This is a genomic window from Pseudooceanicola sp. HF7, from assembly GCF_011806405.1.
Lineage (GTDB): Bacteria > Pseudomonadota > Alphaproteobacteria > Rhodobacterales > Rhodobacteraceae > Pseudooceanicola.
In genome coordinates, this window is sequence record NZ_JAATOW010000048.1 from 1 (window position 1) to 19,904 (window position 19,904).

19 protein-coding genes, 1 tRNA gene and 1 pseudogene are annotated in these 19,904 nt (G+C 65.5%); 14 read left to right on the top strand and 7 right to left on the bottom strand.

The window, feature by feature from the left end:
- The coding region (locus tag HCZ97_RS18780; protein WP_167690651.1) for a type I secretion system permease/ATPase at window positions 1–1,502 on the bottom strand (1,502 nt) is incomplete at its 3' end.
- 226 nt (window positions 1,503–1,728) lie between these two features.
- On the opposite strand from HCZ97_RS18780, the pseudogene HCZ97_RS20900 reads away from it, so the two are divergent.
- Together HCZ97_RS20900 and HCZ97_RS18790 are read left to right on the top strand one after the other, a co-directional pair.
- Window positions 1,729–2,427 (top strand): annotated as a pseudogene (locus HCZ97_RS20900) (VacJ family lipoprotein); the annotation flags it as partial.
- A 115-nt stretch (window positions 2,428–2,542) separates the two neighbouring features.
- Entirely contained in the window at window positions 2,543–3,160 is a 618-nt protein-coding gene (locus HCZ97_RS18790) for a phospholipid-binding protein MlaC (RefSeq protein WP_175581783.1), read from the top strand.
- A gap of 98 nt (window positions 3,161–3,258) precedes the next feature.
- On the opposite strand, the gene HCZ97_RS18795 is transcribed toward HCZ97_RS18790, so the two are convergent.
- A complete protein-coding gene (locus tag HCZ97_RS18795) occupies window positions 3,259–5,472 on the bottom strand; it encodes a transglycosylase domain-containing protein (protein WP_167690672.1) in 2,214 nt (737 codons plus the stop codon).
- Window positions 5,473–6,077: 605 nt separating this feature from the next.
- Here HCZ97_RS18795 and HCZ97_RS18800 point away from each other — a divergent pair.
- From HCZ97_RS18800 to HCZ97_RS18835, 8 genes are all read left to right on the top strand, one after another.
- A complete protein-coding gene (locus tag HCZ97_RS18800; protein ID WP_119838554.1) occupies window positions 6,078–6,416 on the top strand; it encodes a P-II family nitrogen regulator in 339 nt (112 codons plus the stop codon).
- A gap of 32 nt (window positions 6,417–6,448) precedes the next feature.
- Entirely contained in the window at window positions 6,449–7,798 is a 1,350-nt protein-coding gene (gene amt / locus HCZ97_RS18805; RefSeq protein WP_167690652.1) for an ammonium transporter, read from the top strand.
- Window positions 7,799–8,199: 401 nt separating this feature from the next.
- Window positions 8,200–9,423: a urate hydroxylase PuuD gene (locus HCZ97_RS18810; RefSeq protein WP_167690653.1), complete on the top strand. Its 1,224-nt coding sequence runs from the start codon at window positions 8,200–8,202 to the stop codon at window positions 9,421–9,423.
- A gap of 69 nt (window positions 9,424–9,492) precedes the next feature.
- The gene (locus tag HCZ97_RS18815) at window positions 9,493–9,873 is read left to right on the top strand and encodes a hypothetical protein (RefSeq protein ID WP_167690654.1); all 381 of its coding nucleotides are present in this window, start codon (window positions 9,493–9,495) and stop codon (window positions 9,871–9,873) included.
- Between the two features lie 122 nt (window positions 9,874–9,995).
- On the top strand, window positions 9,996–11,894 hold the full coding sequence (gene mutL, locus HCZ97_RS18820; RefSeq protein WP_167690655.1) for a DNA mismatch repair endonuclease MutL: 1,899 nt from the start codon (window positions 9,996–9,998) through the stop codon (window positions 11,892–11,894).
- Between the two features lie 272 nt (window positions 11,895–12,166).
- Window positions 12,167–12,493: a DUF3775 domain-containing protein gene (locus HCZ97_RS18825; RefSeq protein ID WP_167690656.1), complete on the top strand. Its 327-nt coding sequence runs from the start codon at window positions 12,167–12,169 to the stop codon at window positions 12,491–12,493.
- 79 nt (window positions 12,494–12,572) lie between these two features.
- Window positions 12,573–13,772 carry a hydantoinase/carbamoylase family amidase gene (locus HCZ97_RS18830; protein ID WP_167690657.1) on the top strand — a complete coding sequence of 400 codons (1,200 nt, stop codon included), beginning with the start codon at window positions 12,573–12,575 and terminating at the stop codon, window positions 13,770–13,772.
- Window positions 13,773–13,950: 178 nt separating this feature from the next.
- Window positions 13,951–14,154: a hypothetical protein gene (locus tag HCZ97_RS18835; protein ID WP_167690658.1), complete on the top strand. Its 204-nt coding sequence runs from the start codon at window positions 13,951–13,953 to the stop codon at window positions 14,152–14,154.
- A 161-nt stretch (window positions 14,155–14,315) separates the two neighbouring features.
- Here the strand turns inward: HCZ97_RS18835 and ykgO are convergent, their stop codons facing one another.
- Entirely contained in the window at window positions 14,316–14,441 is a 126-nt protein-coding gene (ykgO, locus tag HCZ97_RS18840; RefSeq protein ID WP_010141322.1) for a type B 50S ribosomal protein L36, read from the bottom strand.
- Window positions 14,442–14,512: 71 nt separating this feature from the next.
- Window positions 14,513–14,587, bottom strand: a tRNA-Val gene (locus HCZ97_RS18845).
- 169 nt (window positions 14,588–14,756) lie between these two features.
- Here HCZ97_RS18845 and HCZ97_RS18850 point away from each other — a divergent pair.
- Entirely contained in the window at window positions 14,757–15,620 is an 864-nt protein-coding gene (locus HCZ97_RS18850) for an N-formylglutamate amidohydrolase (protein ID WP_167690659.1), read from the top strand.
- A gap of 1 nt (window position 15,621) precedes the next feature.
- Here the strand turns inward: HCZ97_RS18850 and HCZ97_RS18855 are convergent, their stop codons facing one another.
- A complete protein-coding gene (locus tag HCZ97_RS18855; protein WP_167690660.1) occupies window positions 15,622–16,887 on the bottom strand; it encodes a DNA polymerase IV in 1,266 nt (421 codons plus the stop codon).
- Between the two features lie 107 nt (window positions 16,888–16,994).
- Between HCZ97_RS18855 and HCZ97_RS18860 the strand changes: the two genes are divergently transcribed.
- From HCZ97_RS18860 to HCZ97_RS18870, 3 genes are read left to right on the top strand one after another with little or no spacing between them, the layout of a single operon-like run.
- A complete protein-coding gene (locus HCZ97_RS18860) occupies window positions 16,995–17,897 on the top strand; it encodes an SPFH domain-containing protein (protein ID WP_167690661.1) in 903 nt (300 codons plus the stop codon).
- Between the two features lies 1 nt (window position 17,898).
- Window positions 17,899–18,171, top strand: coding sequence for a hypothetical protein (locus HCZ97_RS18865; RefSeq protein WP_167690662.1), 273 nt, complete (start codon window positions 17,899–17,901; stop codon window positions 18,169–18,171).
- The gene (locus HCZ97_RS18870) at window positions 18,164–18,613 is read left to right on the top strand and encodes an NUDIX domain-containing protein (RefSeq protein WP_167690663.1); all 450 of its coding nucleotides are present in this window, start codon (window positions 18,164–18,166) and stop codon (window positions 18,611–18,613) included. The genes HCZ97_RS18865 and HCZ97_RS18870 overlap by 8 nt, the downstream gene beginning before the upstream one ends.
- Before the next feature lie 5 nt (window positions 18,614–18,618).
- On the opposite strand, the gene pyrF is transcribed toward HCZ97_RS18870, so the two are convergent.
- Window positions 18,619–19,326: an orotidine-5'-phosphate decarboxylase gene (pyrF, locus tag HCZ97_RS18875; protein ID WP_167690664.1), complete on the bottom strand. Its 708-nt coding sequence runs from the start codon at window positions 19,324–19,326 to the stop codon at window positions 18,619–18,621.
- Window positions 19,327–19,443: 117 nt separating this feature from the next.
- Window positions 19,444–19,752 (bottom strand): hypothetical protein, encoded by a 309-nt coding sequence (locus tag HCZ97_RS18880; protein ID WP_167690665.1) that lies wholly within the window; start codon window positions 19,750–19,752, stop codon window positions 19,444–19,446.
- Window positions 19,753–19,904: the final 152 nt, after the last annotated feature.

The window sequence follows — 19,904 nt, forward strand, 5'->3', positions numbered from 1 at the left end:
AGGTTGGAGTTCGGCTCATCCAGCACCAGCAGCACCGGGTCGCCATACATCGCGCGGGCCAGGCCGATGCGCTGGATCTGCCCGCCGGACAGCCGCCCGCCATGGGCGCTGACCCTGGTGTCATAGCCCTCCGGCATCCTCAGGATCATCTCATGGGCATCGGCGCGCTGCGCGGCGGCGACCACGGCGGCATCATCCGGCTGCTCTGCCATGCGAGCGATGTTTTCCGCGATGGTGCCATCGAAAAGCTCCACCCGTTGCGGCAGGTAGCCGATCAGCTTGCCCAGGTCCTCGTTGGAATACTGGTCCAGGCTGGCGCCATCCAGACGGATCTTGCCGCCGTGGCAGGGCCAGGCGCCGGTCATCGCCCGCGCCAGCGTGGACTTGCCCGCGCCGGAGGTGCCGATGACGCCCAGGGCCTCGCCGGGCTTGAGGGAAAAGCTGACCATGCGCAGCGTCGGAACCTGTTCGCCCGGCGGCACGACGCTGGCCTGCATCACCTCGATCCGGGCGCGCGGACGCGGCAGGGCGGTGCGCGGCGGCACGGCCGGCTCCATGCCCAGCAGGTAGGCCAGGTTGTCCCAGCCCCGGCGCGCCCGCTGCACCAGGGGCCAGTTGCCGATCAGCTGCTCCACCGGGCTCAGCGCGCGGCCCAGCAGGATGGAGCCCGCGATCATCGCGCCGGCGGAAATCTCTCCGCGCAGGGCCAGCCAGGCGCCCATGCCCAGCATCGCCGATTGCAGGAAAAGCCGCAGCGTCTTGGAGGCCACGGAGAAGCCAGAGGTCGCATCGGCGGCGGAAATCTGTTTGGTCAGCGCGTCGCGGCGCAGGCGCAGCCAGCGGCGGAAGACGGCGCCGCTCATGCCCATGGCGCGGATCAGCCCAGCCTCTGCCCGCATCTGGTCCGCCTGGGCCTGGGCCGCCTGGGACTTGCCCATGGCCTCTGCCTGGGCGTGGCGCGACAGCATCTGGTTGAGCAGGGCCACCAGCACCAGCAGCGCGCCGCCACCCAGGGCCAGCATCCCCAGGTAGGGATGGAACAGGGAGATCCCCGCCAGGAAGATCGGCGTCCAGGGCAGGTCGAACAGCGCCCCCGGGACAGAGGAAGACAGCAGCCGTTGCTGCGCCTCCACGTCCGGCAGGGCCGAGGCCGCCAGCGGATCGGCGTGGATCGCCGCCCGGCGCAGCGCGGCGTCATAGGCCCGCTGGTCCAGCCGCGCCTGCATCCGCGCCCCGATGCGCGACATGATCCGCCCGCGGGCGAAATCCAGCACGCCCATGATCAGGAACAGGAAGGCCGCCAGCCCCGTCAGCGCCAGCAGGGTCTCTACCGAACGCGAGGTCATCACCCGGTCATAGACCAGCAGCATGTAAAGCGGCCCGGTCAGCATCAGCAGGTTGGCAAAGGTGGAAAACAGCGCTGCGGCCCAGAACAATGGGCGGTTCTCCCTGCGGATCGCACGCAGCTCAGCCAGCCCTTTTTCCTTGGTCCTGTCCAACACATCCGCACCTTTCCGCCAATCGCGATTTCCCGGTATCACGATTGCTTGTAAGGAAATACAATAGGATTCCTTGGCCCCTGTTTCCCCCGTGATCGCCTGTCGCCTGAGCGCCACAAATTTCGCTGTATGATGCCCTTGCTATGGCATCGGCGCACTTAAGGAATAGATAAAGGCCCAGAGCTACCCTCGTTCGACCAGATCCGGATTTGAAAAGATTGATCCCCGCATGAACAAGTCCATTGCCCGTCTCTCTCCTCGCAGGTTGCTTCCGGCTACCGTGCTCCTGACCCTGGCCCTGGCGGGCTGTACGCCAAGTGACTCCGTCACCCGGCTGGACTCGGATCCCTTCGAGGAGGACAACCGCCGCACCCATGAGCTGAACAAGCGGATGGACACCAACGTGTTGCGCCCGGTCTCCATCGCCTATGTGGACAATGTCCCGCATGAGTTCCGGACGTTGGTCTACAACTTCGGCGAAAACCTGAAGGCGCCGCTGGACGTGATCAACAACGTCCTGCAGTTCCGCTTCGGCCAGGCGGCGTTGAACACCGCGCGCTTCGTGCTGAACACCACTGTCGGGTTCGGCGGTGCGGTGGATGCGGCCTCCAAGTTCGGCATCCCCTGGCGGGACACCGACTTTGGCGAAACGCTTTACGTCTGGGGCGTGCCGGAAGGCGCTTATATCGAGGTGCCGGTCTTCGGGCCCTCGACCCAGCGGGATGTCCTGGGCATGATCGTGGACTTCGGCAACTCGCCCCTGAAATGGGCCGGTGCCAATGTGGATCCGGACCTTTATACAACCGGCCTGATCGCCCGGCAGTCCGGCATCGTGAACGAACGGGGTGAAAGCGCCGACAGCTTCGATGCGGTGCTTTACGAAAGCGCAGACAGCTACAGCCAGCTGCGCAACATCTACCTTCAGAACCGCCGCTACCAGCTGGCGAAGAATGCCGGGCGCGATCCGGCATCGAATGCGTCGGGGGATCCCTATGCGGATCCCTACGCAGAATCCTATGATGACCCCTATGGTGAGAGTTATGATGATCCCTACCTTCAATACCCCGACCCGCCGCGGTCTGCTTGGCGGCGGCGTCGCCGTGCTGGCGGCTGCTGCGCTCGGCCCCCGTGCCGCCCTTGCCGTGTCCAACTCCCAGGCCGAAAGCCTGGTGACCTCTGCCGTGGACCGGATCAATGCGGTGATTTCCTCGGGCAAGTCCGAATCCGCGATGATCGGCGACTTCCAGAGGATCCTGAATCAATATGCGGACGTGAACATCATCGCCCGCTCGGCCCTGGGTCCGGCGGCACGCAGCGCCTCTGCGTCAGAGATGACGGCCTATGTGAATGCCTTCTCCGGCTATATCGCGCGCAAGTACGGCAAGCGGTTCCGGGAATTCATCGGCGGCAAGATCAACGTGCGCGGCTCGCGCGCGGTCAAGACCTGGGTCGAGGTGGACGCCACCGCGGACCTGGCCGGCCAGGCGCCCTTCGCGGTCAAGTTCCTGGTGTCGGATGCCTCCGGTAAGCCGCTGTTCTTCGACCTGTTCATCGAAGGCATCTCCCTGCGACTGACTGAGCGGGATGAGATCGGCGCGATGCTGGACCAGAACCGCGGCTCCATCTCCGGGCTGACAGCGGCCCTGCAGAAAGCGGGCTGAGCTAGGCGGCCAGCCGAAGGGCATAGCCTTTCCACACAATAAAAGGGCGGTCCCGAGGGGCCGCCCTTTTTCGTTGTCAGGTCCGGGGCGATGCCCGCTCAGTTCAGCCCGAAGATATCGCGCAGGGCGCGTTCGATGACATTGCCCACCTGCTCCACCGGGTTGGAGCGGGTGCCGCCCCCGCCGTTGGAGTCCCCGGCCATGTCGCGCCCCTGGGCGGGCTGGGGATGGATCATCGGCAGCGGGCGGGGTTCCAGCCCGTCCTGCACGCGCACCATGGTCTCATGGAAGATCTCGGCCGGCAGGCCAGAGCCGGTGACCCCGGTGAGCGGCGTGTTGTTGTCGTAGCCCATCCAGACGCCGGTGACGTAATCGGCGGAGAAGCCGATGAACCAGGCATCCCGCGCGGCCTGCGTGGTGCCGGTCTTGCCGGCGATCTCCACGTTGTCCAGCCCGGCGCGGCGCCCGGTGCCATTGGTCACCACCTGGCGCATCATGTAGATCAGCTCGCGCGCGGCATCCTCGCGGATCACCCGTTCGCCGATGCCGCTCTCTGTCGTGGCAAGCGGCTCGTTGTCGCCCTGCAGCGTGACGCGGGTCATCCCGTAAGGCTCGACGGAGGAGCCGCCGTTCAGGATGCCGGCATAGGCGCCGACCATCTCCACCAGCGTCGCTTCGGAGGCGCCAAGCGCCAGGGCCGGGCCGGGGGCCAGGTCATGCCAGATGCCGAAGCCCTCTGCGACCTGGCGCACGTTGTCCAGCCCGGCGGCCTCGGCAACGCGGACGGCGGGAATGTTCAGCGAATGCTCCAGCGCCTCGACCAGGGTGACCGGGCCGCGGAACTTGTGATCGTAGTTCTCCGGCGTCCAGGGTCCGGATCCGGGGATGTTGAGGGTCAGCGGCGTATCCTGCACCACGTCGTTCCAGCTCCAGCCCAGCTCAAGCGCGGTGGCATAGACGAAGGGCTTGAAGCTGGAGCCGGTCTGGCGCAGCGCCTGGGTGGCACGGTTGAAGACCCCGCCGCCCTCAAGATCGCGCCCGCCGACCATGCCGCGCACGGCGCCATCGGCGCTCATCACCACGATCGCGGCCTGGGCATCGGACCCTTCGCGCACCTTGGTGTCGAAGACATGGGCCAGGGCCTCTTCGGCGGCTTTCTGGATCCGCGGGTCCAGCGTGGTGTCAAAGACGACGTCCGCGTTCTGGCGCGTCAGGAAATCCGGGGCAGAGGACATCAGCCAATCGGCGAAATAGCCGCCCGACTTGTCCTGCGCGGCCTCCGACAGCTGGGCGGGGTGGGCGCGGGCATTGTCGGCCTGGGCGGCAGTCAGGTAATCCTCGCGCTCCATCAGGCCGACGATCACGTTGGCCCGGTCCTGGCTGCGCGCCAGGTTGTTGGTGGGCGCATAGCGGGTCGGGGCCTTCAGCAGTCCGGCCAGCATCGCGGCTTCCGCCGGGGTCACGTCACGGGCGCTCTTGCCGAAGTAGCGCTGGCTGGCGGCCTCGAAGCCGCGCGCGCCTTCGCCCAGGTAAACCCGGTTCATGTAGATCGTCAGGATCTCCGCCTTGGAATAGCGCATCTCCATGCCCATGGCGTAGACCGCCTCCTTGGCCTTGCGCCACAGGGTGGTCTCACGGCAATCGGCCTCATAGGCGCTTTCGTTCTTCCACTGGGTCGGATCGTAGGGCTCGCCCAGGCAGAGCAGCTTGGCCGTCTGCTGGGTGATGGTAGAGCCGCCGTGACCCGACAGCGGCCCGCGCCCCTCGCTCAGGTTGATCCGGATGGCCGAGGCGATGCCGCGCGGCGAGACGCCGAAATGCCCATAATAGCGCCGGTCTTCCGTGGCCACGATCGCGTTTCGCAGGTTTTCAGAGGCCTGCTCAGAGGTGATCATCCCGGCAAACTGGTCGCCGCGCCAGGCAAAGGTCTGCCCGTTCACGTCCTGCATGGTGACCGATCCGCGCGCGCGCCCGTCCACCAGGTCATCGACCGGGGGCAGGGTGGCCGCGATATAGCCGGCACAGATCAGGATGATCGCGGCCGAGACCGCGCCCAGCCGCCAGCTGATCCGCCACAGCAGGATCAGCGGCCAGCGCAGGAGGTTCCAGAAGAAGCGCAGCACGGGATTGCGCGGGCCGCGCCCGTTGCCGCCCCCGCCGCCACCGCGCTTGCGGCGATTCGTCGGCGGTTTGCGCCCGGAGGAGCGCGCGGCGGTCTTCGGCTTGGCACGGGTGCCGCTGCCTTTCGGCTTGGACCTGGAACCGGGCTTGGGCGTCGCGCGCGGCTTGCTGCCGGGTTTGGAGGCCGCCATGGGCGCGCGCCGCTGGCTGGTGCCATTGGCCCCGGCAGCGGTGGCGCCGGCGTTGGCCCCAGCAGCCCCGTTCACAGCAGCGCCATTGGCCGCCGCCGCCCCGTTGCTCGCCGCACGGTTGAAACCGCCCGCCGCCGCAGCGCCTGTGCTGCCGCCTCTGGTTCCGGGATTTGTCCCGGGGTTGGCCCCGGAATTGACCCCAGAATTGGCCGAAGACCGCGACAGCGCCGGTTCGGCGATTCCGCGCCGGGGCTGTCTGCCTGCCTTCGTGTCCCTTGCCTTTCCGCCACCACGGCGCTCCGCCACAAGTGGCGGCCTTACGAAACCTGAATCGTTCATGATGCCCTGCCCGAGCTTTTTGCTTTCCCGACATCCTACATGGATCGGCGGGGAATGTAGAGCCAGCCACTGTTCACAAGCTGTAATTGAAGTGACTAAAAAATGTGCCCTTTTTGTAAAACGGCCAAAAAAACGGCACTGACTCCTCAATTTACCCTAGCCAACCCGCCTCGCTGTTCCGCATCTCTGACAGGCACGGCTTATCTGCGAGTGCCAAACTGCGGTAGCCGCCTGCACGGTCGGCCGCATCAAGGAAGGGGATAGTAGTGAAACTGATCATTGCAACAATCAAACCGTTCAAGCTCGAGGAGGTCCGTGAGGCGCTGACCGAGATCGGCGTGCGCGGGATGATGGTGACGGAAATCAAAGGCTTCGGCTCTCAGTCGGGCCATACGGAGATCTACCGCGGTGCCGAATACGCGGTGAACTTCGTGCCGAAGATCAAGCTTGAGATCGCGGTGACCGCGGCCATGGCCGACCAGGTCGTCGAAAAGATCACAGAGACCGCAAAGACCGGGAAAATCGGCGACGGCAAGATCTTCGTGCTCGACGTCCAGCAAGCGGTTCGGGTGCGGACCGGCGAAACCAACGACGACGCACTCTGAGCGGCATCGGACAGGGAAAAGGAACTCACTTCATGAAAACCATTACCAAACTGGGCCTTGCCGCCGCGCTGATGGCGCTGCCGAGCCTGGGCCTCGCACAGGAGGCCGCCGAGGTCGTGGAAGCGGCACCTGCCGCGGCCGTGCCCACGGATACGGTCTTTATCCTGAACACGCTGCTGTTCCTCATCGGCGGCTTCCTCGTGTTCTTCATGGCCTGCGGCTTTGCCATGCTCGAAGCGGGCCTGGTGCGTTCCAAGAACGTTGCCATGCAGTGCACCAAGAACGTGGCCCTCTTCGGCCTCGCATCGATCTTCTACTACCTGATCGGCTACAACCTGATGTACCCGCTGGGCACCTGGGCAATCGACGGCTGGCTCTCCGGCGTCTGGGGCCCCGGCGTTCTTGAAGCCGTCGGCGTGACCGCCGATGCCGCGGACGACTACGGCTATGCCTCCACCGGTTCGGACTTCTTCTTCCAGCTGATGTTCTGTGCCGCCACGGCCTCCATCGTGTCCGGGACCCTGGCCGAGCGCATCAAGCTCTGGCCCTTCCTGATCTTCACGATCATCCTGACCTCCATCATCTACCCGGTTTCCGCTTCCTGGAAATGGGGCGGCGGTTTCCTGGACGCGGCTGGCTTCCTCGATTTCGCAGGCTCCACCGTCGTGCACTCCGTGGGTGGCTGGGCCGCTCTGGCCGGTGCGCTGATCCTGGGTCCGCGCCTGGGCCGTTACGACGGCGGTCGCGTCAATGCCTTCCCCGGCTCCAACCTGACCCTTGCCACGCTGGGTACCTTCATCCTGTGGCTCGGCTGGTTCGGCTTCAACGGTGGTTCGCAGCTGGCCATGGGTTCTGTCGGTGACGTTGCCGACGTGTCCCGGATCTTCTCCAACACGAACACCTCCGCTGCTGGCGGTGCCGTCGCGGCGCTGATCCTGACGCAGATCATGTACGGCAAGGCCGACCTGACCATGGTGCTCAACGGCGCCCTCGCAGGCCTCGTCTCCATCACGGCAGAGCCGCTGACCCCCTCCCTGGGCGCAGCGACCATCATCGGCGCGATCGGCGGCATCATCGTGGTCCTGGTTGTTCCGGTCCTCGACAAGCTGAAGATCGACGACGTTGTCGGTGCCATCCCGGTCCACCTGGTCTGCGGCATCTGGGGCACCATCGCGGTTGTCTTCACCAACCCCGACGCCTCCTTCGGCGCGCAGATCTACGGCATCGTTGTCGTGGGCGTGTTCACCTTCGTGGTCTCCGGCCTGGTCTGGCTGATCCTGAAGGCGATCATGGGCATCCGCGTCTCCGAAGAAGACGAGATCGCCGGCCTCGATATGGCCGAGCTGGGCATGGAAGCATACCCGGAGTTCTCTAAGGGCTGATTTCCTCCTTCCAATTCAGCCTGAAGCCTGGCCCGGACGTTCGCGTCCGGGCCTTTTTGCTTGGCCCGCCCGCCCTTTGCCCGGCGCTTTCCCACGGGTCGCCTGCCTGACGAAATCCTGCGCAGCGGGGATCGGGCGCAAGAATTCCCACACCCTTCCGACGCTATCTGCTGGACCGATCGGTTTTCAGCGGGCAAAACCCATTCGACACGCGGGCGACCAGCCCCGCGGGGGGCGCGGGATGGCCCGGGAAGACCGGCCTTGCCCACGGGATGTGACGTGCCTTGGCGCGCGCTTGCATCGGCTGCAATTCAAGAGCCCGCACAAGGGCCCTCCGGGATTTGCCGCCACCGTCGCATCGTGTTTACTGGATATCGCAATGACCCGGAGGGACGGAACAGATGTATGACATGGCGGCCATTGGGGCCTGGCTGGAATTCGCGGTGCGCTGGACCCATGTGATCACCGGCATCGCCTGGATCGGCTCTTCCTTCTACTTCATCGCGCTGGACCTGGGCCTGCACCGTCACGACAAGCTGCCCCAGGGCGTCGGCGGTGAGGAATGGCAGGTCCATGGCGGCGGCTTCTACCACGTGCAGAAGTACCTGGTGGCCCCCTCGAACATGCCCGATGACCTTGTCTGGTTCAAATGGGAGAGCTACTCGACCTGGCTGTCGGGCTTTGCCCTGCTGATGCTGGTCTACTACCTGGGCGCGGATTTCTACCTGATCGACCCGGCGGTGATGGACCTGTCGCGCTGGCAGGCGGTGACGATCTCCGTGCTGTCGCTTGGACTGGGCTGGGTGATCTACGATTTCATCTGCAAATCGAAGTTCGGGGACAACAACACCCGGCTGATGCTGGGGCTCTACGTGATCCTGGTCTGCCTGGCCTGGTTCTATACCCATGTCTTTTCCGGGCGGGCGGCGCTGCTGCACCTGGGGGCCTTCACGGCCACGATCATGTCCGCCAACGTCTTCTTCATCATCATGCCGAACCAGCGCATCGTGGTCGACGACCTTAAGGCGGGGCGCACGCCGGACGCCAAGTACGGCAAGATCGCCAAGCAGCGCTCGACCCACAACAACTACCTGACGCTGCCGGTCATCTTCATGATGCTGTCCAACCACTACCCGCTGGCCTTCTCCACGGAATATACCTGGATCATCGCCAGCCTGGTCTTCCTGATGGGCGTGACGATCCGGCACTTCTTCAACTCCGTCCACTCCCGCCAGGGCACGCCCTGGTGGACCTGGCTGGTGACGGCGATCCTGTTCCTGGCCGTCATGTGGCTGTCCACCGCGCCGCTCTGGATGAACGACGACGGCGATGAAGACGCCCGCGTGGTCACCCGCTTCGCCCAGGCCGAGGGGTTCGAGCAGGTGCATGACATCGTGCTGGGGCGCTGCTCCATGTGCCATAGCGCAGAGCCCTTCTATGACGGTATCCTCTGGGCCCCCAAGGGCGTGCGCCTGGACAATGCGACCCAGATCACCCGTAACGCCCGCGCCATCTACCTGCAGGCGGGGCTGAGCCATGCCATGCCACCGGCCAACGTCAGCTTCATCGAGGAAGACGAACGCCAGGCAATCCGCGACTGGTACAAGGCCGCCACCCGGGGCTGAGCGCCCCCGTTAGGGGCCGGTAAAGACCCGGCCGCTAGCCTGCGCCCTCACACGGAAGGGGGCGGCAGGATGACCATGACAGATTGGCCGGGCGCGGGACGGGGGCTGGCATGTGCCGCCGCGCTTCTGTCGGCGCCCGCCGCCGCGCAGCCCCTGCCGCCGATGATGGCGGCCTCTGTCACCTTCCAGCCCCAGCCGCAGCTTGCCGATGTGGTGATCTATCTAGAGGCCTTTGCCGGCATGGCGCAGGAAAGCTGGTTCATCGCCGGCCCCTGCCGCACAGCGATCCGCCATGCCCGCGTAAGGGTGTCGCCCTTTGCCTCTGGCGCGGACCTGCGCGTGCACCTGACGCCCTTCGCGCTCAGCGCGGACCGGGTGATCTGCCTGCGCAACCCCGAGGCCATGCCTCAGCTGTTTCGCAAGGCCATGCCGCCGCCCTCCGCGCCCTGACGGCACGCTTGCGCACGCCAGCGCCTGCGGCCCCGAAACACGCGGATTTCCCCCCAGCTATCCACAGCAATCTGCGCCGCCCCCCATTTCCGACTCGGCTGCCTCATGCTAGGTTTAGCGTCATGCAGCGTCCTGACCTCAAGATAAGCGAAACCCAGACCCTTCCCGCGCAGCCGGTCATCCGCCAGCTGGATGAAGGGGCGATCAACCGGATCGCCGCCGGCGAAGTCGTCGAGCGCCCGGCCTCTGCCGTCAAGGAACTGGTGGAAAACGCCATAGATGCCGGCGCCACGCGGATAGAGATCACCGTGGCCGATGGCGGCAAGACCCTGATCCGGGTCAAGGACAACGGCTGCGGGATTACCCCCGATGCCCTGCCGCTGGCCCTGTCGCGCCACGCGACCTCCAAGATCGACGGCTCGGACCTGCTGAACATCCACACCTTCGGCTTCCGGGGCGAAGCGCTGCCCTCCCTGGCGGCGGTCGGGCGGCTGACGCTGACCTCCCGCGCCCAGGGGCATGACGCGGCCGAAATCCGCGTCTCCGGCGGGCAGACCCAGCCGGTGCGCCCGGCGGCGCTGAACCAGGGCACCGTGGTGGAGCTGCGCGATCTCTTCTACGCCACGCCCGCGCGGCTGAAGTTCCTGCGCACCGACCGCGCAGAGATGCAGGCGGTCACCGATATCATCAAGCGGCTCGCCATGGCCGAGCCCTTCATCGGCTTCACCCTGTCGGACCCCGATCGCACGATCTTCCGCGCCGATCCGGAAAGCGGCGATCTGTTCGATGCGCTCCATGCCCGGCTGGCCACGATCCTGGGCCGCGAATTCGCCGAAAACGCCCTGGCCATCCAGGCAGAGCGCGACGGGCTGCAAATGACCGGCTACGCCGCCCTGCCAACCTATTCGCGCGGCGCTGCCGTGGCGCAGTTCCTTTTCGTCAACGGACGCCCGGTGAAGGACAAGCTGCTGACCGGCGCGCTGCGGGCGGCCTATTTCGATTTCCTGTCGCGCGATCGCCACCCGGCGGCGGCTCTGTTCATTGAATGCGATCCGCAACTGGTCGACGTGAACGTCCACCCCGCCAAGTCAGAGGTCCGCTTCCGCGATCCCGGCACCGCGCGCGGGCTGATCGTTTCCGGCCTGCGCCATGCGCTGGCAGAGGCCGGGCACCGCGCCTCCACCACCGTGGCCGGGGCGACACTGGGCGCCTTCCGCCCCGAGGAAAACAGCGGCCCGCGGGTGACGCCCGAAGGTAAACCCTTTGTTTACCAGGCGCCCGCTGCGCACCGACGTAATACCGACGCGATACCGACGCCTTACCGACGTGATGCAGACATGCCCCCGCCGCAGTTTTCCGAGGCCGCCCTGCCGGCCTTTGACAGCGCGCCCTCGGGCCGTTTCGAGCCGGTGGAAGAGGTGCCCCAACAGCCCCTGGAAGAGCATCCGCTGGGGGCCGCGCGCGCCCAGCTGCATGAGAATTACATCGTCGCCCAGACCGCCCGCGGCATGGTGATCGTCGATCAGCACGCCGCCCATGAGCGGCTGGTCTATGAAAAGCTCAAGACCCAGATGGCCGCCAATGGCGTGGCCTCCCAGGCCCTGCTGATCCCTGAGATTATCGAGCTGTCCCAAGGGGATGCTCAAAGCCTGATGGAAGCGGCAGAGGATCTTGCAAAGCTGGGGCTGGTGCTGGAACCCTTCGGCGGCGGCGCCATCGCGGTGCGCGAAACCCCCGCCATCCTGGGGGAAATCAACGCAGAGGCGCTGATCCGCGACGTGCTTGATGAGCTTTCCGACCAGGACCAGTCCATGACCCTTCAGGCCCGGATTGAGGCGATCCTGTCCCGCGTGGCCTGCCATGGCTCCATCCGCTCCGGTCGCCGGATGCAGGTGGCGGAAATGAACGAGCTTCTGCGCCAGATGGAGGCCACGCCCCACTCCGGCCAGTGCAACCACGGTCGCCCCACCTATGTTGAGCTGCAACTGACCGATATCGAACGGCTTTTCGGGCGCACCTGAGCGCGTCGCGCCCCATTCCGGCCCCGGCAAAAGCGCGTGGAACGGTGCCTTAACCCCTTGGTGGGCCCCACCCCCTATCCTGCACGCCCCCGCAGAAAAGCGCGCAAACCATGCCCGATGGCCCCTTTTCCTGCCGAAACGCCCCGGATCATGGCCGGCGCGGTGATCCTTCGCCCGCCGCCTTGGGCCGTCCCGAAAAGTTGCCCTTGAGATAAATCAAGGCAAGGCGCAGGCTGACGTGGTGAAGAGACCTCCGAACAGGAGAGAACGCCATGCTTGAGATTTCCGTCAACAAGGTCGCCAATGTCATCCTCATGTCCCGCGAACTGACGCGGGCAGAAGGAGAGCTGCGCGCCTTTCTAGAAACGATGAACGAGGATGAGATGATCAGCCTCGTCGCCATCATGTGGATCGGCCGCGAGTCCTTCGATGCGGATGAGCTGGAAGAGGCCATGCGCACCGCGCGCGAAGAACGCAGCAGCCCCACGGTGGATTACCTGCTGGGCACGCCGCACCTGTCGGATCACCTGGAAAACGGGCTGGAAGCGCTTGGCCTGTCCGCCCAGGACGACGAAGACGACCTGGTGCGCGGCGGCTGAAGGATCGCGCAACAGCGCCCCTGATTTGCCATTTCGCGGCGGGCATGGTCCCTAGCGGGGAACCAGCCCGGAGGCCCCCATGATTCCCGTCAATCCCGAGAGATTCCTTGCCGATCTGCACAAGCTGCGCAGCTTCGGCGCCTCTGGCGTGGGCAAGGGCGTGGTGCGCCCGGCCTTCAGCGACCCGGATATAGAGGCGCGAAAATGGCTTCTGGATCAATATGTTGAGGCAGGTCTTGAGGGCGCGGTGGATGCCACCGGCACGGTCTGGGGCCTGGCAGAGGGGACATCCCTGCTGATCGGATCCCATTCTGACAGCCAGCCCGAAGGCGGCTGGCTGGACGGGGCGCTTGGCGTGATCTGCGGCCTGGAACTGGCCCGCGCGGGCCGGGCGGCGGGGCTGCCCGTCTCTGCCGTGTCCTTCCAGGACGAAGAGGGGCGCTTTGGCGTGACCACCGGAAGCCGGATCTGGTCCGGCAACACCACCCTGGCCGAGGCCGACCTGCTGAGCGACCGCGATGGCATCACCTTTGCAGAGGCCCGCGCCCGCATGGCCGACATGGTGACAGGAGAGGTCGATCCGACCCGTTTCACCGGCTTCATCGAATGCCATATCGAACAGGGCCCCTGGCTGCATGAAGCGGGCCAGGCGGTGGGCGTCGTCTCTGATATCGTGGGCATCCGCGACATGACGATCACCTTCCTGGGCGAACAGAATCACGCGGGCACCACGCCGATGCACCGCCGCAAGGATGCCTTCCAGGCGATGCTGCGCTACCAGGCGCTGATCGCCGAACGATTCCGCAATGTCGTGACGCCGCAGACGGTCTGGACCACCGGCTCCGTTGACCTGCACCCCGGCTCTCATTCCATCGTGCCGGGGCGGTGCAGCTTTGCCATGCAGTGGCGCGACGGCGACAGGGCGCGGCTGGACCGCATGGAAGAGATCGTGCGCGAAACCGCTGCGGACGTGGCCCGCGAAACCGGCATGGGGCTTGAAACCTCCGGCCTGCTGGGGCTGGAGCCGGTGCCGATGGACGCCACCCTGCAAGCCGCCCTTGCCGGCGCGGCAGAGGCGCAAGCGCCCGGCCGCTGGCGCCACATCCAATCGGGTGCCTTGCATGATGCGACCTCTGTCGTGCGGCACATGCCGGTGGCGATGCTCTTCGTGCCGTCGATCAACGGCATCAGCCATGATTTCGCCGAAGATACCGATGAAGCGGACCTGGTTTCCGGGCTGAACGTGCTGGCCGATGCCGTGGAGCGCTACTTCGCCTGACGGCAAGGGCGCGTTTTTCCCGGATTTTTCATATTTCTCTCTATGCCGGGGCGCTGTTTTCTGCTGAAATCCGCCCTGCGAGTGACTGCGCGCCCTTGGCGCAGCACCCACCCGCCCGGCGCCTTGGGAGGGGCGCCTGACAGCAACAGGGGGCGCTGCGGCGTCCGGGAGGAAAAGCATGAAGCGCAAGGGGATCGCGATCCTGAATGTCTTGGCCTGGGGCCTGTTCTGGATCTTCGGCTTCATTGCCGTGACCTCTCCCGAGTTGGGAGAGAGGCAGATCGTCATCGCGGTGCTGCTGTCCGGTGTTGGCTTCCTTGTCGGAATCCTGACCTACCTGAAGCTCAGCAAGCCTGTCCGCCCGGTGCGCGCCAGCGTCTGATCGCAAGACCGCTGTGACAGCTGAGTCGGGGCCCCGTGGGGCGGGGCCGACTCATGTCCCGATAAAACCATGCCAGGATAGGGGGCTGCAGAAAGGCTGACTCCCAAACACGAAAAAGGGCCGCCGAAGCGACCCCGTCTCGTGCATTGCTGCTGCTGTTCTCAGCCCTGGCGGGCTTTGAAGCGGCGTTGCGTCTTGTTGATAACATAGACGCGGCCTTTGCGGCGCACGACGCGGCAATCGCGGTGGCGCTGCTTCAGCGAGCGGAGCGAGTTACGAACCTTCATGTTCATCTCCTCTTGTCGCGGCGCGGCTAGCGCCAGTTACGCGGTGATCCCCTTGGGGACCGGTGAATTCATGGTGGGCGATACAAGGTTCGAACTTGTGACCCCTTCGATGTCAACGAAGTGCTCTACCGCTGAGCTAATCGCCCATGACCTTTGCTTTGACCCCTGCTCCGATCCAGAAAAGCGGTGCTTTTCAAAAAAAGGAGCGCGGGAGCTCCGCGCCGGTTCGCGTCGTATAAAAGGAGTCGAAGGCGGGATCAAGGGGCTTTTGGCAATCCTTTTTTGGAGTACTATCACCAAGCATCCGGAGCCAACATGACTCGCAATCCTTACGATATTTTCCGGCCGGAAAGGGTCTCGACCAGCGTCATCTTTGCCTCTCCGCATAGCGGGCGCGATTATCCGGCGGACCTGTTGCAGCGTACGCGGCTCAATGCCGTGCAGATGCGTTCGTCCGAAGATGCTTTCGTGGATCAGCTGTTTTGCTGTGCGCCGGAGTTCGGAGCGCCGCTGATTTGCGCCAATGTGCCAAGGGCTTACGTGGACCTCAACCGCGCGGCGGATGAACTGGATCCCGCCGTGGTCGAAGGGGTGCGCCGCCGGGGGCACAACCCGCGGATCAGCTCCGGCCTGGGGGTGATTCCCCGCGTGGTGGCCGGGGGGATGCCGATCTATGTCGGCAAGCTGCCCTTCGCAGAGGCAGAGGACCGGCTGGCGCGCAACTGGCATCCCTATCACGGCGCGCTGCGCACCCTGCTGAGCGAGGCCCACAGGGAGTTCGATGAAGCGATTCTGGTGGATTGCCATTCCATGCCGCGCGAGGCGCTGGATGGCGTGGCGCGAAATGCCCGCCGGCGTCCGGACGTGGTGATCGGGGATCGCTTCGGCGCCTCTGCCGAGGGCTGTATCGTCGACCGGATCGAAGCGGCCTTCAGCGCCGCGGGCCTGTCAGTGATTCGCAACGCGCCTTTCGCCGGGGCCTATGTCACCCAGCATTACGGACGCCCCTCCCGGGCCCAGCACGTTGTGCAGGTCGAGATTGATCGCTCTCTCTACATGGATGAGCACCGCATAGAGCTCCTGCCGGAATTCGAGGAGATCGCGGCGAAGATCCGCCAGGCGGTGCGGGAGATCTCTGCGCTTGGCCGCAGGAACACGCTGCCGCTGGCCGCCGAATAGCTCAGCGCAGGGCACGCCCCTTCAGGATGGCTTCCGGCCCGAACCGGGCGCGAATCGAATCCGTTGCGCGCTCCGCCTGTCCGCGCCGCACCGCTCCGGGGTCCAGCAGGTCGCCGGACCGGTCCGCATCCGTGGCCGGAATCAGGTCCGACAATCCCACGCCGATCAGCCGATAGGGCCCGCGATCGCCCACGGCCTCGAACAGGCTGCGCGCCTCCCGGTAGATCCGGTCCGCCAGCTGGGTCGCATCCCGCAGGCTGTGCCGGCGCGAGATCAGCGCGAAATTGGCCTGTTTAAGTTTCAGCGTCACGGTGCGCCCGGCCAGCTCCTTGGCCTTGGCCCGGTCAGAGACCTTTTCCGCCAGCCGCCACAGATGCCCGTCCAGCAGGTCCGGATCCGATGTGTCCTCGAAGAAGGTCGTCTCGTTCGAGATCGACTTCATCGGCGCATTGGCCGAAACCCGGCGGCGGTCCTGCCCGCGGGCCAGGTGCCACAGCCGGTCCCCCATGGAGCCGAAGCGCGCCACCAGGTCCTGGCGTTCCCAGCGGCGCAGATCGGCAAAGGTGTGGATGCCGGCCTTTTCCAGCGCGGCCTGGCTGGCCGCGCCCACGCCCCAGATCAGCCGCACGGGCTTGGGCGCCAGGAAGTCATCCGTTTCGGCCTTGCCGATCACGGAGAACCCATGCGGCTTGTCCATGTCAGAGGCGATCTTGGCCAGGAACTTGTTGTGGCTCAACCCGATGGAGCCGGTCAGCCCCAGTTCGTCCCGCATCCGCTTCACCAGCCGGGCCAGCATCACCGCAGGGGGGTGGCCGTGCAGGCGCTCGGTCCCGGTGAGATCCAGGAAGGCCTCGTCCAGGGAGAGCGGTTCGATGGAGGGGGTCATCTCTTCCATCATGGCGCGGATCGCGCGGGAGGCTTCGACATAGGCGGACATCCGCGGCTTGATCACCACCGCGTCCGGGCAGAGCTTCATCGCCTGGAACATCGGCATGGCAGAGCGCACGCCACGGATCCGCGCGACGTAGCAGGCGGTGGAGACGACGCCGCGCTTGCCGCCGCCGATGATCACCGGTTTCGCCGCTAGCTCAGGGTTGTCGCGCTTTTCGACCGAGGCATAGAAGGCGTCGCAGTCCATATGCGCGATGGAAAGGCTGCGCAGCTCTTCATGGGCTACCACCCTGGGACTGCGGCAGGACGGACAGCGCGCGCCCCTGCGCGCAGGGGCGGTGAATTCGGTCAGGCAATCACGGCAGAGAGCTTGCATGGCGGTGGTTCGGGATTCCCGGTAGATCTGCCCCGACTCTACCCCTGTCCGGGGCGATAGGCTATCGTCAGCGGGCAGGGGCCTACCAAAGCCCCGGGAGGCATATCATGGAATTCGAACAATACCTTGCGGAGCTCCAGATCGAGGGGGCGACCATCGTGACCATCGCACTGGCGGCTCTGGTCATCCTGATCGTCCTGAAGGCGGTCCGAATCGTCCCGCAGTCCGAAAAATACGTGGTCGAGCGTTTCGGCCGCCTGCGCAGCGTGCTTGGGCCGGGCATCAACCTGATCGTGCCGCTGATCGACCGCGTGGCGCACAAGATCTCCATCCTGGAGCGCCAGCTGCCCAATGCGGCGCAGGATGCGATCACCTCTGACAACGTGCTGGTGAACGTGGAGACCTCTGTCTTCTACCGCATCACGGAGCCGGAAAAGACCGTCTACCGGATCCGCGACGTGGATGCCGCCATTGCCACCACCGTCGCCGGGATCGTCCGCAGCGAAATCGGCAAGATGGAGCTGGACGAGGTGCAATCCAACCGCTCGGTCCTGATCTCCACGATCAAGTCCAGTGTCGAGGATGCCGTGGACGACTGGGGGATCGAGGTCACGCGGGCAGAGATCCTGGACGTGAACCTGGATGAGGCCACCCGCGCCGCGATGCTGCAGCAGCTGAACGCCGAACGGGCCCGCCGCGCCTCTGTCACGGAAGCGGAGGGGGAGAAACGCTCGGTCGAGCTGGCAGCGGATGCAGAGCTTTACGCGGCAGAGCAGAAGGCCAAGGCGCGCCGGATCCAGGCCGATGCAGAGGCCTATGCGACCGGGGTCGTGGCAGAGGCGATTGCCAGCAACGGGATCGAGGCGGCGCAGTACCAGGTGGCCCTGAAACAGGTCGAGGCGCTCGTCTCCCTGGGTGAGGGTTCGGGCAAGCAGACCATCGTGGTGCCGGCCAATGCGCTTGAGGCCTTTGGCGATGCCTTCAAGCTGTTCGGCCGGAAAGGGGTCTGAGATGGGCTTCTTCCTGATCTGGTGGGCCTGGGCCATTGCCGCGATCCTGCTGCTGGGGCTTGAGATCCTGTTGCCCGGGTTCCTGTTCCTGGGCTTCGCCATCGGGGCGGCGGTCGTGGGGGCGCTGTTGTTGCTGGGCATCCTGCTGGGCGCGGAGCTTCTGCTGCTGATCTTCGCCTTGCTGTCGCTGATCGCCTGGCTGGCCCTGCGCCGCTACTATGGGCGCGGACAGAAGGCCAAGATCTGGGACCGTGACATCAACGACGATGTCTGAGCGCACCGCGGCTCTGCCGCCGGAAGCGCTGGACCGGGCGCGCCTGGTCTACGGAGCCAAGGCGCTGATCTTCCTGGGCCCGCGTTTCCCGGTCATCCTGCGGGACGATATTCCCACGATCCCCGATCCGGGCCGGTTCGACCTGCCCGGCGGCGGGCGGGATCCGGGCGAAAGCGCGGTGGATTGCGTGTTGCGGGAAGCCTGCGAAGAGCTGTCCTTGAAGCTGAGCCCCTCGGACCTGCACTATGCAAGGTCCTACCTTGATCCGAAGGGCAGAGAAGTCTGGTATTTCGCAGCCGCCCTTCCCGCCAGCCGGATCGCAGAGATCCGTTTGGGCGACGAAGGGCAGAGCTGGCAGATGATGACGGCAGAGGACTACCTCTGCCATCCGCTGGCGATTGCTTCCTTCCAGGCGCGCCTGGCGGATTACCTGGCCAGCTAGGCGCTTCAGACTTTGGCGATGTCGCGCAGGATGGCCTGGGCGGCGGCGCGGGGATCCTCGGCCTTGTAGATCGGACGACCGACGACGATGTGGTCGGCGCCATCGGCAAGGGCCGCGGCGGGCGTCGCGATCCGTTTCTGATCATCGCTGGCGCTGTCCGTCGGGCGCACGCCGGGGGTCACGATCAGCTTGCCCTCTGCCTGGGGCAGGGCGCGGATCGCCGCCGCCTCATGCGGAGAGGCGATGACCCCATGGGCGCCCGCTTCCAGCGCCTTGGCGGCGCGTTCCACGACCAGCTCGGCGATATCGCCGTCCTTGATGCCCGCGCTGTCGAGGTCAGCCCGGTCCAGAGAGGTCAGGATCGTCACGGCCAGGATCTGCAGGTTTGAGCCGCCTGCGCCTTCGCGGGCAGCACGCACCACGTAGGGATCGCCATGCACGGTCAGGAAATCCAGGTCAAACTGGGCGATGCCGCGCACGGCGCTTTCCACCGTGTTGCCGATGTCGAAGAACTTCATGTCCAGGAAGATGCGCTTGCCGTGTTCCTGCTTCAGCTCATTGGCAAGCGCCATACCACCGCCGGTCAGCATGCCAAGGCCGATCTTGTAGAAGGACACCGCATCGCCCAGCTTCCCTGCCAGGTCCAGCCCGGCCAGGGCGTTGGGCACATCCAGTGCCACGATCAGGCGGTCGTCAGCTTTGGTATCGGTCATGTCGCGCATCTCTGTCTTTTTCCGGGGCTCGGACGTTCTATGCGCGTCCCCGACCCAAGGGTCAAGCCCAGTGAAACAAGGCAGATCAGGCGGACAGTATGGGGGCAGGCGGGCCGGTCAGGCCGCGCGCTGCATGATCCGGTCCCAGAGCGCCTGTGTCGCCTGCTGTACCATGGCCGGGATCGCCTCGATCCCCTGTTCGGGATCGGCCCGGGTCGAATGCATCCCCGGCGCGCCACGTTCATGGCGGCTGCGAGCCATGGCCGCCAAGCGGCGCATGACCTCATCATATTCCATGTCCAATGGCGCTTGCAGGGACAGTGGGTAGCCGTAGGCACGGCCCTTGTCGAAGAGCGTGACCATGGCTTCGAAAGCCCGGTCTGCGGGGTTGTAACGGATATCTGCGATTTGGGTCTTGATCGTCATGATGGACCTCTTGTGAAGCGTAGCCTTCCAGCAAAAAACGGGCAGGCACGTGAAAAGGTTCCTTTTTCCTTCTCACATCGGCTTGAACCTGCCGGTTTGCCCACCCATCTCAATCGGGAAGGTCCCGCGCCTGCATGCCTCTGAGCAGGGTG